General features: G+C 61.9%; 12 protein-coding genes. 4 read left to right on the top strand and 8 right to left on the bottom strand.

Translation table 11 applies throughout. From position 1 onward, the window contains the following. Positions 1 to 290 precede the first annotated feature (290 nt). The 4 genes from glpD to CKW13_RS07775 form a co-directional block, all read right to left on the bottom strand. Positions 291 to 1,829 (bottom strand): glycerol-3-phosphate dehydrogenase, encoded by a 1,539-nt coding sequence (gene glpD, locus CKW13_RS07760; protein WP_095108004.1) that lies wholly within the window; start codon positions 1,827 to 1,829, stop codon positions 291 to 293. 257 nt (positions 1,830 to 2,086) lie between these two features. Further along, positions 2,087 to 2,842 (bottom strand): DeoR/GlpR family transcriptional regulator, encoded by a 756-nt coding sequence (locus CKW13_RS07765; RefSeq protein WP_095108005.1) that lies wholly within the window; start codon positions 2,840 to 2,842, stop codon positions 2,087 to 2,089. A 75-nt stretch (positions 2,843 to 2,917) separates the two neighbouring features. Further along, complete coding sequence (gene glpK, locus CKW13_RS07770; protein WP_095108006.1) at positions 2,918 to 4,432, bottom strand: glycerol kinase GlpK; 1,515 nt, start codon at positions 4,430 to 4,432, stop codon at positions 2,918 to 2,920. 80 nt (positions 4,433 to 4,512) lie between these two features. Then, entirely contained in the window at positions 4,513 to 5,364 is an 852-nt protein-coding gene (locus CKW13_RS07775; protein ID WP_095108007.1) for an MIP/aquaporin family protein, read from the bottom strand. 369 nt (positions 5,365 to 5,733) lie between these two features. On the opposite strand from CKW13_RS07775, the gene ybaK reads away from it, so the two are divergent. Further along, the gene (ybaK, locus tag CKW13_RS07780) at positions 5,734 to 6,204 is read left to right on the top strand and encodes a Cys-tRNA(Pro) deacylase (RefSeq protein ID WP_095108008.1); all 471 of its coding nucleotides are present in this window, start codon (positions 5,734 to 5,736) and stop codon (positions 6,202 to 6,204) included. A 94-nt stretch (positions 6,205 to 6,298) separates the two neighbouring features. Further along, positions 6,299 to 7,087, top strand: a complete 789-nt coding sequence (locus CKW13_RS07785) for a PhzF family phenazine biosynthesis protein (RefSeq protein WP_095108009.1) — start codon at positions 6,299 to 6,301, stop codon at positions 7,085 to 7,087. A 28-nt stretch (positions 7,088 to 7,115) separates the two neighbouring features. On the opposite strand, the gene CKW13_RS07790 is transcribed toward CKW13_RS07785, so the two are convergent. Together CKW13_RS07790 and argF are read right to left on the bottom strand one after the other, a co-directional pair. Continuing rightward, positions 7,116 to 8,225: an ABC transporter ATP-binding protein gene (locus CKW13_RS07790; RefSeq protein ID WP_095108010.1), complete on the bottom strand. Its 1,110-nt coding sequence runs from the start codon at positions 8,223 to 8,225 to the stop codon at positions 7,116 to 7,118. Next, the gene (gene argF / locus CKW13_RS07795; RefSeq protein WP_095108011.1) at positions 8,222 to 9,142 is read right to left on the bottom strand and encodes an ornithine carbamoyltransferase; all 921 of its coding nucleotides are present in this window, start codon (positions 9,140 to 9,142) and stop codon (positions 8,222 to 8,224) included. The genes CKW13_RS07790 and argF overlap by 4 nt, the downstream gene beginning before the upstream one ends. A 371-nt stretch (positions 9,143 to 9,513) precedes the next feature. Here argF and CKW13_RS07800 point away from each other — a divergent pair, with 371 nt between their 5' ends. Together CKW13_RS07800 and grxD are read left to right on the top strand one after the other, a co-directional pair. Then, positions 9,514 to 11,622, top strand: a complete 2,109-nt coding sequence (locus CKW13_RS07800; protein WP_095108012.1) for a molybdopterin oxidoreductase family protein — start codon at positions 9,514 to 9,516, stop codon at positions 11,620 to 11,622. A 108-nt stretch (positions 11,623 to 11,730) separates the two neighbouring features. Beyond that, entirely contained in the window at positions 11,731 to 12,072 is a 342-nt protein-coding gene (gene grxD, locus CKW13_RS07805; protein WP_095108013.1) for a Grx4 family monothiol glutaredoxin, read from the top strand. A 126-nt stretch (positions 12,073 to 12,198) separates the two neighbouring features. Here the strand turns inward: grxD and bfr are convergent, their stop codons facing one another. Then, positions 12,199 to 12,669: a bacterioferritin gene (gene bfr, locus CKW13_RS07810; protein ID WP_095108014.1), complete on the bottom strand. Its 471-nt coding sequence runs from the start codon at positions 12,667 to 12,669 to the stop codon at positions 12,199 to 12,201. A gap of 199 nt (positions 12,670 to 12,868) precedes the next feature. After that, positions 12,869 to 13,087 carry a bacterioferritin-associated ferredoxin gene (locus CKW13_RS07815; RefSeq protein ID WP_095108015.1) on the bottom strand — a complete coding sequence of 73 codons (219 nt, stop codon included), beginning with the start codon at positions 13,085 to 13,087 and terminating at the stop codon, positions 12,869 to 12,871. Positions 13,088 to 13,246: the final 159 nt, after the last annotated feature.

Here is a 13,246-nt window from a genome sequence, read left to right on the forward strand (position 1 = left end):
CGCTGATTTAGGTCAAAACCGCGATTCTCAAGGCAGTGGAGTGCGTGCAGGGCCGATGGTTCAGATGAACTATCCGGTTAACCGAATCAGGCATAGTGATGCGTTCGGAAAGCCGAACGGGTTTCGCCTGTGGCAGCCTGCCGGCGATAGGGCTGGTACGACCGACACACCTCTGCCCGCAGAAATACCGTCATGGCCAGCAGGTTCGCTGCCACCCGAGGCGAGCCGTTGTTCACAAAAAAGCCCCCGGACCACAAGGTCAGGGGGCTTTTGCCGACGCGGGCCGGGCCTCAGGCCGCTTCGATCTTGCTGCGGTGCTGTTCGACCTTGCTCAGGTAGTCCGCCAGTTTCTGCTGTTCCTCGGCACTGGTGAACAGGCCCAGCTTGCTGCGCCGCCACAGGATGTCGTGGGCGCTGGTGGCCCATTCTTCGCTGCACAGGTAATCGACTTCACGGGTGTAGAGCCCGCCGCCCAGGTGTTCGCCCAGGTCGCTCAGTTGCTGCACGCCTTCGAGCAGGCGCCAGGTGCGGCTGCCGTAGGTGCTGGCCCAGCGTCGGGCGAGGTCAGTGGGCAGCCAGTCGAACTGGTCGCGGATCAGCGCGGCCAGGGCCTGCGGGGTGCTCATGTCTTCGCCGCCGGGCAGGGTGGCGGTGGCGGTCCAGCTCGGGCGGATGTCCTTGAAGAACGGCGCCAACTGGGCCAAAGCCGACTCGGCCAATTTACGGTAGGTGGTCAGCTTGCCGCCGAATACCGACAGCAGGGGGGCTTCGTCCGCAGCGCCGGACAGTGCCAGGGTGTAGTCGCGAGTCACGGCGGACGGGTTGTCCGATTCGTCGTTGCACAGTGGGCGCACGCCGGAATAGCTGTGGCGGATATCGTCGCGGCTCAATTGCTTCTTGAAGTGGGCATTGACCACGTTCAGCAGGTAGTCGGTTTCGCCTTCGGTGATCGCCACTTTTGCTGGATCGCCCGTGTATTCACGGTCGGTGGTGCCAATCAGGGTGAACTGGTTGAGGTAGGGGATGGTGAAGACGATGCGCTGGTCTTCGTTTTGCAGAATGTGCGCGTGCTCGCCTTCGTACAGCTTGGGCACGATCAGGTGGCTGCCCTGGATCAGGCGGATGCCGTAGGGCGATTCCAGCTTCAAATCATCCTTGATGAATTTGGCCACCCAAGGGCCGGCTGCATTCACCAGGGCCTTGGCGCGGATCGATAGCAGGCTGCCATCGGCGCGCTCCAGGTGCAGGTGCCACAGGCCCTTGCTGCGCCGGGCGCTGACGCAACGGGTCTGGGTGTGCACATGGGCGCCTTTCTCGCGGGCGGCCATGGCGTTGAGCACCACCAGGCGTGCGTCGTCGACCCAGCAGTCGGAATACTCGAAGCCTTTGGTGATGGTGCTTTTAAGTGGGCTGTCGGCGCCGAACTTGAGGCTTTTGGAACCGGCCAGTTGTTCGCGCTTGCCCAGGTTGTCGTAGAGGAACAGGCCGGCGCGGATCATCCACGCCGGGCGCAGGTGCGGGCGATGGGGCAGCACGAAGCGCATCTGCTTGACGATGTGTGGTGCTTTGGCCAGCAGCACTTCGCGCTCGGCCAGGGCTTCGCGCACCAGGCGGAATTCGTAGTGTTCGAGGTAGCGCAGGCCGCCGTGGATCAGTTTGCTGCTGGCCGAGGAGGTGTGGCTGGCCAGGTCGTCCTTTTCGCAAAGGAACACCGACAGGCCGCGACCCGCTGCATCCGCCGCGATGCCGACACCGTTGATCCCGCCGCCAATTACGGCAACGTCATAGACTTCGGCAAGGGGTGAAGCAGGCAAGGTAGAAGCGGTCATGGGCTGGCCTCGTGATCTTTTATGATCGGTTTGTATTTGAAATCGAACATTAATGTTCATTTGCGAAAATGGTAGCCCATAAGCGCGGCCACAGCCAGCCGCTTTCGATTGAAAAAACTCATCGAAGGAGGAGAAAGGAAAAATTATGAACATGGGGTGGGGTGTCGGGGGGATCTCTGTCGCGGGCGAGCGCAGCGCCGCCCGGCCCGGTGCGCGCTCACAGAGGCTTAACGCGGGCCGTGACAGCGGTTAAAGCGTCACACCACTTCCAGCCGCACCTTGTGCTGGTTAAGCAGTTGGGTCAGGGCGGGGACGGGTTGTTGGTCGGTGACCAGGCAATCGACCAGGCTGATGGGGCCCAGGCGAATCATGGCATTGCGCCCGAATTTGCTGGAGTCGGCGGCCAGGATCACTTGCCGGGCATTGGCGATGATCGCCTGGGACACCCGCACTTCCTGGTAGTCGAAGTCCAGCAGGCTGCCGTCTTCGTCGATGCCGCTGATGCCCACCAGGGCGAAATCGACCTTGAACTGGTTGATGAAATCCACGCTGGCCTGGCCCACCACGCCGCCGTCGCGGCGCACGTTTCCGCCGGTGAGCAGCACGTCGAAGTCGTCCTTGGCGCTGAGCATCATTGCCACGTTGAGGTTGTTGGTGATGATTTTCAGGTGGTTGTGGTTGAGCAGTGCCCGGGCGATGGATTCGGTGGTGGTGCCGATGTTGATGAACAGCGAGGCGTGGTCGGGGATCTGCGCGGCAATGGCTTCGCCGATACGTTGTTTCTCGTCGCGCATCTGGTCGGCGCGCATGGCGTAGGCGGTGTTTTCGACACTGGAGTCATAGGCCGCGCCGCCGTGGTAGCGGCGCAGCAGGTGGGCTTCGGCGAGTTGGTTGATGTCGCGGCGAATGGTCTGCGGGGTGACGACGAATAACTGGGCCATTTCCTCGATACTCACGTAGCCGCGTTCGCGGACCAGTTCGAGGATTTGCTGCTGGCGGGGAGGCAGATTCATGGGGCGTCCTTGGGGCTGCCGGGCAAAATTTGCCCATGATGCCGCAGGAATTGGCTCCCGGCCAGTTGCGTGCCTTTAGGCGTCCTGTTCGGCGCCTTCGTGGGGTTCCCAGTCGCGGGTGCGGCTCACGGCTTTTTTCCAGCCAGCGTAGAGCTTCTCCTTGGCCGCTTCGTCCAGTTGCGGCTCGAACTCACGCTCGATCACCGCTTTGCCGCGCAACTCGTCCAGGCTGCCCCAGAACCCGCAGGCCAGGCCTGCCAGGTAGGCGGCGCCCAGGGCCGTGGTTTCGCGCATTTGCGGGCGCTCGACCAGGGTGCCGAGGATGTCGGACTGGAACTGCATGAGGAAGTTGTTGGCCACCGCGCCGCCGTCCACGCGCAGGGCCTTGAGGCGCTCGCCGGAATCCTGCTGCATGGCGTCGAGCACGTCGCGGGTCTGGAAGGCGATGGACTCCAGTGCAGCGCGGATGATGTGGTCCACGCGCACGCCGCGGGTCAGGCCGAACAGCGCGCCACGGGCGTAGGGGTCCCAGTAGGGCGCGCCGAGGCCGGTGAAGGCCGGCACTAGGTACACGCCGTTGCTGTCCTTGACCTTGTTGGCGAAGTATTCGGTGTCATGGGCGTCGTTGATGATCTTCAGTTCATCGCGCAGCCATTGCACCGTGGAGCCGCCGTTGAACACCGCGCCTTCGAGAGCGTAGGCCACTTCGCCGCGCGGGCCGCAGGCGATGGTGGTGAGCATGCCGTGGCTGGACTTGACCGCTTTGTCGCCGGTGTTCATCAGCAGGAAGCAACCGGTGCCGTAGGTGTTTTTCGCCTGGCCCGGCTCCACGCACATCTGGCCGAACAGGGCGGCCTGCTGGTCGCCGGCGATGCCGCCGATGGCGATGCCGCTTTTGGTGCGGCCGTAGATCTCGGAGGAGGATTTGACCTCGGGCAGCATCTGGCGCGGGATGTCGAGGATTTCGAGCATCTTGGCGTCCCACTCCAGGGTATGGATGTTGAACAGTAGGGTGCGCGAGGCGTTGGTGTAGTCGGTGACGTGGGTCTTGCCGCCGGTGAATTTCCAGATCAGCCAGCTATCGACGGTGCCGAACAGCAGCTCGCCGTTGCGTGCCCGTTCGCGGCTGCCTTCGACGTTGTCCAGGATCCACTTGAGTTTGGTGCCGGAGAAGTACGGGTCGGTGACCAGGCCCGTGGTGTCGCTGATGTATTGTTCGTGGCCGTCGCGCTTGAGCTGCTGGCAGATCTCGGTGCTGCGCCGGCACTGCCAGACGATGGCGTTGTAGATCGGCCGGCCGGTGTTTTTGTCCCAGACCACGGTGGTTTCGCGCTGGTTGGTGATGCCGATGGCGGCGACCTGGTCATGGTGCAGGCCGGCCTGGGCCAGGGCCTCGACCATCACCGCGCTCTGGGTGGCGAAGATTTCCATCGGGTCGTGCTCGACCCAGCCAGCCTGCGGGTAGTGCTGGACGAATTCGCGTTGGGCGGTGCACACCACGTTGGCGTCACGATCGAAGATGATCGCCCGCGAACTGGTCGTGCCCTGGTCAAGGGCAATGATGTAGTTCTTATTCTCAATGTCGGTCATGTCGATTGCCTTGGAATAAATAGGAGTTCAATTCGGATGGTGCAGGCCGCTACGTTGGCAGCGCGGCCCGGCCATCGGTGTCAGGAGGCGCGAACCTTGCCGTCAGCGGCGGGTTCGGCCTCCATCACAACAGGTGCGGCACTGGGCAGATGGCGGGCAATCATCCCGCGATAAACGCCAGCACCGAGGCAGGCACCGATGATCGGCGCAAAAATCGGAATCAGGAAGTACGGAATATCGCGCCCGCCGGTGAAGGCAATGTCGCCCCAGCCGGTGAAAAACGTCATCAGTTTAGGCCCGAAATCTCGCGCCGGATTCATCGCGAAGCCGGTCAGCGGGCCCATGGCGCTGCCGATCACGGCGATCAGCAGGCCAATCAGCAAAGGCGCCATGGCCCCGCGTGGCAAGCCGTTGTTGTCGTCGGTGAGGGCCATGATGACGCCCATCAGGATGGCCGTGATGATGACTTCCACCAGGAACGCCTGGGCCGTAGACAGCGCCGGGTGCGGGTAGGTGGAGAACACCGAGGCCAACTCCAGGCTGGCCTGGCTGCCGCGTACCATCTGGTGGCTTTGTTCGAAATCGAAGAACAGGTTGCTGTACAGCGTGTACACCAACAGGGCGGCGCAGAAGGCGCCCGCGACCTGGGCGAAGATGTAGAAGGGCAGTTTGCGCTTTTCAAAGTCGGCGAACAGGCACAGCGCAATGCTGACCGCAGGGTTCAGATGCGCACCGGAAACCCCGGCCGTGAGGTAAATCGCCATGCTCACGCCGATCCCCCAGATGATGCTGATTTCCCACAGGCCGAAGCTGGCACCCGCGACTTTGAGCGCGGCAACGCAACCGGTGCCGAAGAAAATCAACAGGGCCGTTCCCAGGAACTCGGCCATGCATTGGCCCGAAAGCGAAGGTTGTTGTAGAGCAGTCGTCATCGAAAACCTCGTTTTTTTTGTTGTCTGGCGCTTTGCCTAATGACCAAAGCGCGATGTGCACCTGCGTAAGGATCCCCATCCGAACCCAGGCTTACTGCCGGGTACTGCTTTTTAGCTTGGGTAATATATTCAGAATCGAAAAAATATAGACAAGAAACACTGCTGTCAAAGGTCGAAAGTGAACTATTGGTCATTATTTAACTATTAGTTGTATGAATGATTCCAGCCAGGGCGTGCGTGTCGACTTTTGTGGTCACGCCCTAGGGTGCCTCGCGGCGGAGCTTAAGGGCTGTGGTAGAGCCTTTTACCCGTCTATCACCTAGAATCGGGCGTCTGTTTTTTCTGCCCTTCGCCCGGTTTGGAGCTGCCATGACCCCCGCATTGGATTTGTTGAAAAAAGTTCGCGCCGAACATCGCATCCACAGTTACGAACATGACCCCAAGGCGACCTCCTACGGCTTGGAGGCAGTGGAAAAACTGGCGTTGGCCCCGGCCCAGGTGTTCAAAACCCTGCTGGCGGCCAGTGAAAAAGGCGAGTTGTTAGTGGCGGTGGTGCCGGTGGCGGGCACCCTGGACCTCAAAGGGCTGGCCCACGCGGCGGGAGTGAAGAAGGTCGAGATGGCCGACCCGGCGGCGGCGCAGCGTTCCACCGGCTACCTATTGGGCGGCATCAGCCCCTTGGGGCAGAAGAAGCGCCTGCGCACGTTTATCGATAACTCGGCCCAGCCCCAGGCGAGCATTTTTGTCAGTGCCGGGCGCCGTGGCCTGGAGGTGGAGTTGGCACCGGCGGTGCTGGCCGAGCACACCCAGGCCACGTTCGCCGATATCGGCCGCCCCTGACCCAGGCTGTATGGCGTAAATCGGGCCGATCTGTCTCTGGTCGGCCGTTGCGCCGGGCGCCATGCTCGCTCACTTCACAATGAGGAGAAGAGCGATGGCCCTTGAGTTCTATCAGGTCGATGCATTCAGCGATCGGCCGTTCGCGGGCAACCCGGCGATGGTCTACCGCCTTGAGCAGTGGTTGAGTGATGAGTTGATGCAGAACATCGCCGCCGAGCACAACCTGGCCGAAACCGCATTCGTGGTGCGTCAGGGCGCAGGCTGGCATATCCGCTGGTTTACCCCCGCTACCGAAGTGCCGCTGTGCGGCCATGCCACCCTGGCCAGCGCCCATGTGCTGTTCGAGATCTATAAAGAGCCGGCCGAGCGCCTGGAATTTGCCAGCCAGTCCGGGCCTTTGAGCGTTACCCGCGAAGGCGACCGTTTGTGGCTGGATTTCCCGCTGATCGAGCCGCGCCCGATTGAAGCCAGTGCCGCGATCGAGGCCGCGTTGGGGGTTAAGCCCCTGCAGGTGTGGGAATCCAACGAGTTGTTGGTGGTGCTGGAGTCGGAGCAAGCGGTGCGCGCTTGCCAGCCGGACATGGCGGCCCTGGCGCAATTGCCGTGGTTGGGCGCGATCGTCACCGCCCGGGGCAGCGGCCACGATTTCGTTTCGCGTTACTTCGCCCCGGCCATCGGTATCGACGAAGACCCGGTCACCGGCTCCACCCATTGCCTGTTGATCCCTTACTGGGCCGAACGCCTGGGCAAGGCCGAGCTGAACGCCTATCAGTGCTCGGCGCGTGGAGGGGCGTTGTTCTGTCGCCTGGAAGGCGAGCGGGTGAAGATCGGCGGGCAGGCGCGGTTGGTGGCACGCGGCACGCTGTTGATCGACGTGGCGTAGCAAGCTTGCTTGCTACGCCTCTGGGGTCCTAGCTGGCGGTGCTATAGCGCCGCACACCCGATTCCTCGGCGCGAATCTGCGCCGCCATGCTGCCGCTGGCCTGGAACAGCACCAGGTGCTCGGCCGCCACGCGAATTCCCACATCCGCGCCAACCTGGTGGTCGGCGTGGCTGGGGAAGATCGATTCCAACTGGCTGCCGGTGGGCAGTTGCAAACGGTACAGAGTCGAGGCGCCGAGGAAGGTCTTGCCGACGATCCGCGCCTGGAGGGCGCTGTCCGGGGCGTAGACGATGTCGTCCGGGCGCAGCAGCACGTCCACCGCGCCGCCGGTCGGCCAGGTGTAGGCGCGGTTGCCGCGCAGCAGGCCGAGTTCGGTTTGCACCGACTCCGGGGTGTCGAGTTGGCCGCGAATGAAGTACCCCTGGCCGATAAAACTCGCGACAAAAGGCGTCAGCGGTTCGTGGTAGAGGTTGTAGGGCGTATCCCATTGCTCCAGGCGCCCCTCCTTGAACACGCCCACGTGGTCGCTGACGGCGAAGGCTTCTTCCTGGTCATGGGTGACCAGGATCGCGCTGGTGCCACGGCTTTTGAGGATGTCCCGCACTTCGTGGCTGAGCTTGCGCCGCAGCTCACCGTCGAGGTTGGAGAACGGCTCGTCGAGCAGCAGCAATTGCGGCTCAGGCGCCAGGGCGCGGGCCAGGGCGACGCGCTGTTGCTGGCCGCCGGACAACTCGTGGGGGAAGCGCTTGCCGAGGTTTTTCAGGTTGACCAGTTCCAGCAACTCCTCCACCACCCGCTGTTTTTGCGGGTGCTTGCGGATACCGAAGGCAATGTTTTCGGCCACGCTCAGGTGCGGAAACAGCGCGTAGTCCTGGAACACCATACCGATGCGACGTTTCTCCGGCGCCAGGGTGAAACCGGCACTGGAGATGACTTCGCCGGCCAGGCTGATATCGCCTTCGTGCACCGGCTCGAAACCGGCAATGGCCCGCAGGGTGGTGGTCTTGCCGCAACCGGAAGAGCCGAGCAGGCAGCCGATGTCGCCGGCGTTGAGGTGCAGGTTGAGGTTCTGCACCACCCGTTGATCCTGATAGCCGCAAGCGAGGTTGCGCAGGTTAAGCAGTAGTGGCTGGCTCATGCGTGGTGGTACGACGGTGGCACCAGGAACTCGAGCAGAGCCTTTTGTGCGTGGAGGCGGTTTTCTGCCTGGTCCCAGGCCACCGAGCGTGGGTCGTCAAGCAGGTCGACGCTGATTTCTTCGCCCCGGTGGGCGGGCAGGCAATGCATGAACAGGACGTCCTCGGCAGCGGTGTCGAGCAGGGCGCGATTGACCTGGAACGGGGCGAACAGCTTGAGGCGCTTGGCGGTTTCTTCTTCCTGGCCCATGGAGGTCCAGACATCGGTGCTCACCAGGTGCGCGCCGCGGACCGCTTCGCGCGGGTCACGCACGATGGTCACCCGCGCACCGGCCTTGGCCACGAACTCGGGGTTGGGTTCGTAGCCTTCGGGGCAGGCGATGCGCAATTGGAAGTCGAATTGGATCGCCGCTTCTATATAGCTGTTGCACATATTGTTGCCGTCGCCGATCCAGGCCACGGTTTTGCCCTGGATCGAGCCGCGATGTTCGAGGAACGTCTGCATATCGGCGAGCAACTGGCACGGGTGCAGGTCGTCGGACAGGCCATTGATGACCGGCACGCGGGAGTTGGCGGCGAATTCGGTGAGGGTGCTGTGGGCGAAGGTGCGGATCATCACCGCGTCCAGCATGCGCGACATGACGATGGCGCAATCGCCGATCGGCTCGCCACGGCCCAATTGGGTGTCGCGCGGCGAAAGGAAGATCGCCTGGCCGCCGAGCTGGATCATGCCGGCCTCGAAAGAGAGGCGGGTGCGGGTCGAGGACTTCTCGAAGATCATTCCCAGAACGCGGTTTTTCAGGGGCTCGAAGAGAACGCCGCGGTTACGCAGGTCCTTCAACTCGATGCCGCGACGGATCACGCTGACCAGCTCTTCGGGCGTGCAATCCATCAGGGAGAGAAAGTGCCTTGCGCTCATCATTAACTACCTTTTTGCAACGGACCGCAGATGCTCAAAGCCTTGTTTAATTTAGAAAACGGGCGAGACCTGCGGCGAAAGCCGCACGGGGCGACGAAATGGGGAAAGGCGCGATACTGACATTAAATGTCGCGTTTTTCCAATAGGGCTAAGGTTTTGGGCGTTTTGCAGGGGCGACCGAGTGGTCGCGAGGGGCATTTGTACACTGCGCCCCTGCGCCTTGGCAAACAAGGCGGGGCTTGGCCGGTATCGGCTGGCCTGATGCCGCTCGATTCACAAGGCGAACGTCTCTGGTGCGCGGGGCGTTCTGGCACCATAGTTTTGGCTTTGCAGCCCGTTGCGGGTTGCCCGAACACAACAAGAGACTGGCCATGACCAAGACTCTCCATCACCGTGCCTGCCACCTGTGCGAAGCCATTTGCGGCTTGACCATCGAGACCACCACCGAGGACGGCGCCGCGCCGCGTATCACCTCGATCAAGGGCGATGCCCTGGACACCTTCAGCCGTGGCCATATCTGCCCCAAAGCCGTAGCGCTGCAAGACATCCAGAATGACCCGGACCGCTTGCGCCAACCCATGCGCCGCGTCGGCAACCAGTGGCAGGCCATCGGCTGGCCCGAGGCCTTCGCCCTGGTGGCCGAGCGTTTGGCGGCGATCCAGGCGCGCCATGGGGCCAACGCGGTGGCGGTGTACCAGGGCAACCCCAGCGTGCACAACTATGGGCTGATGACCCATAGCAACTACTTCCTTGGCTTGCTCAAGACGCGCAATCGCTTCTCCGCGACTTCGGTGGACCAGTTGCCCCATCACTTGAGCAGCTACCTGATGTACGGCCACGGTTTTCTGCTACCGATCCCGGACATCGACCACACCGATTTCATGCTGATCCTGGGGGCCAATCCGCTAGCGTCCAACGGCAGCATCATGACCGTGCCGGACGTGGAAAAACGCCTCAAAGCCATCCAGGCTCGCGGCGGCAAAGTTGTGGTCGTCGATCCGCGGCGCAGCGAAACCGCAGCCATGGCCAACCAGCACCTGTTCGTGCGCCCCGGCGGCGATGCGGCGTTGTTGTTTGGCGTGCTCAACACCTTGTTTGAAGAAGGCCTGACCCGCGACAGCCACTTGCCGGTGGACGGCTTGCCCGAGGTGCGCGCGGCCATCAGCCGGTTCGGTCCCGAGGCGATGAGCCCACTGTGCGCGGTGCCGGCGGCGCAGATCCGCCAGTTGGCCCGGGACTTCGCCGCAGCCCCCTCGGCGGTCTGCTATGGGCGCATGGGCGTCTCGACCCAGGCCTTCGGCACCTTGTGCCATTGGCTGGTGCAGCTCATCAACTTGGTGACCGGCAACCTCGACCGGGTCGGCGGCGCACTGTGCACCGAGCCGGCGGTGGACCTGGTGGCATCCACCTCGGGCGGGCATTTCAACCAGTGGCAGAGCCGGGTCTCGGGGCTGGCCGAATACGGCGGTGAACTGCCGGTTTCGGCCCTGGCCGAAGAGATGCTCACCGAAGGCGAGGGCCAGGTGCGGGCGCTGATTACCGTGGCCGGCAACCCGGTGCTGTCCACCCCCAACGGCCGGCAACTGGAGCAGGCGCTCGATGGCCTGGAGTTCATGGTCAGTGTCGATCTGTATATCAACGAAACCACCCGTTATGCCGACCTGATCCTGCCGTCCACGTCCTCGCTGGAGAACGATCACTACGACACCACGTTCAATATGTTCGCGGTGCGTAACGTCAGCCGTTTCAACCGGGCGATCCTGCCCAAGCCCGATGGCGCGCTGTATGACTGGGAGATCTTTGTCGGCCTGGCCCAGGCGTTCGCCGCCCATACGGGCAAAGAGCTCAAGCCGACCATGGCCCCGGCGCAGATGATCGACCGGGGCTTGCGGGCGGGCCGTTATGGCGATGGCGCGGCGCAACAGTTGTCTCTCGCCACGCTGCTCGACCACCCCCATGGCGTAGACCTGGGGGCACTCAAAGCCAACCTCGCCCCGCGGCTGAAAACCGCCAACCAGCGCATTCAGGCCGCGCCCGCGCAGATGCTCGCCGACCTGCAGCGCTTTGCCGCGTTACAGGCACCGGCGGCCGATGAGCTGCTGATGATCGGGCGGCGCCATGTGCGCAGCAATAATTCGTGGATGCACAACTACCATCGCCTGGTTAAAGGCAAGCCGCGCCACCAGTTGCTGATGAATCCCGACGACTTGGCGCACCGTGGCCTGAGCGACGGCCAGCGGGTGCGCATCAGCTCGCGCATTGGCGCCATCGAGGTGGAGGTGCTGGCCAGTGCCGACATGATGCCGGGTGTGGTCAGCCTGCCCCACGGTTGGGGCCATGCGCGCCCCGGCGTACAAATGGAAATCGCCAGCGGCCAACCGGGGGCCAGTGCCAACGACTTGACCGATGAACGGCAACTGGATCACCTGTCCGGCAACGCGGCGCTCAACGGCGTGCCGGTAACCGTGGTGGCGGCTTGATGGCGGTTGGTCGGTGACGGCACTGGGAGACCGAGCATAGGGCTCGGCTTTCCGTTACAATGCGCCACCGTGCCGACCCTGAGTCGGAAAGTTCAGCCGAGGTGCTTCATGGATATCATCGAAACTATTAAAGAGCAGATCGCCAACAACACCGTTCTGCTTTACATGAAAGGCTCGCCGAATGCCCCGCAGTGCGGCTTCTCGGCCAAAGCGGCCCAGGCCGTCATGGGCTGTGGCGAAAAGTTCGCATACGTGGACATCCTGCAGAACCCGGAAATCCGCGCCAACCTGCCTAAGTACGCCAACTGGCCAACCTTTCCACAACTGTGGGTGGGCGGTGAACTGGTCGGCGGTAGCGACATCATGACCGAGATGGCCGCAGACGGTTCGTTGCAGACCACCATCAAGGCCGCCGTTGAAAAAGCGGCCGCTGGCAAGACAGAAGCCTGATTGCTTCTGCGGGAACGGGCCCTTCCGGTCCCGCAGACGTTTCACGGCGAGCCTGGATTGCAGGCAATAAAAAGCCCCGCTTCTTCATATAAGAGAGCGGGGCTTTTTTATTGAGGCTAACTTGGGTTATTCACCCATCTGCGATTGCAGATAGTTCTCAATACCTACTTTGTCGATCAGGCCAAGTTGAGTTTCCAGCCAGTCGATATGTTCTTCTTCCGATTCCAGGATATCTTCGAGCAGCTCGCGGCTGCCGAAATCGCCAGAGACTTCGCAGTGGGCGATGGCGGCCTTGAGGTCGGCGTGGCCGGTCTTCTCGATCCGCAGGTCGCACTCCAGCATTTCCTTGGTGTGCTCGCCGATGTGCAGCTTGCCCAGGTCTTGCACGTTAGGCAGGCCTTCGAGGAACAGGATGCGCTTGATGAGCTTGTCCGCGTGCTTCATCTCATCGATGGATTCTTTGTACTCATGCTTGCCGAGTTTGTTCAGGCCCCAATCTTCGTACATGCGGGCATGCAGGAAGTATTGATTGATCGCGACCAGCTCATTGGCAAGGATCTTGTTGAGATGTTGAATGACTGTCACGTCGCCTTTCATGGTGGGGCCCTGTCCTTTATTCGCGGTATATAAAATGGAGTTTGAGCTGCGTACTCATAAGTGTCAAACCTAAGTTGTTGAATAATAAATGAAAATTAATCGGAATAAGAATGTTTGTGTTCCGCGTCTGAACGCTAAGCGGTTGAATTATGGGCATAAAAAAACCGGACACTAAGTCCGGTTCTTTGAAATGCGTTAGTTATGCGACGGAAAATTCCACAGGGTAGGGAATCGCCGCACGGCTGCTTTGCAGCTCGGTGAGGGTTTCACGTACCACTTGCTTGGCGAGGCAGGCGCATTTTCCGCATTGGCTGGCGACGCCGGTGGCTTGGCGTACTTCGCGGTAGCTGCAGCAACCTTCGTAGATGGCGTCGCGGATTTTTCCGTCGGTGACGCCAGTGCACAGGCAGACATACATATAGGAGAACCGTCGCAAGGTTGTGGCTCAATTGGGACGGATCTTAATGTTAACGAGAATGATTGTCAAAGTTGTTTCTGTGGGGCAATACCCGGCTTGAGGTTTTGCCCGACGAACGGGCGCAACAGGTCGAGTGCCCGCTTTTGAGGCGCTTTTCAA

This window comes from Pseudomonas sp. Irchel 3E20 (assembly GCF_900187645.1).
Classification (GTDB): Bacteria; Pseudomonadota; Gammaproteobacteria; order Pseudomonadales; family Pseudomonadaceae; genus Aquipseudomonas.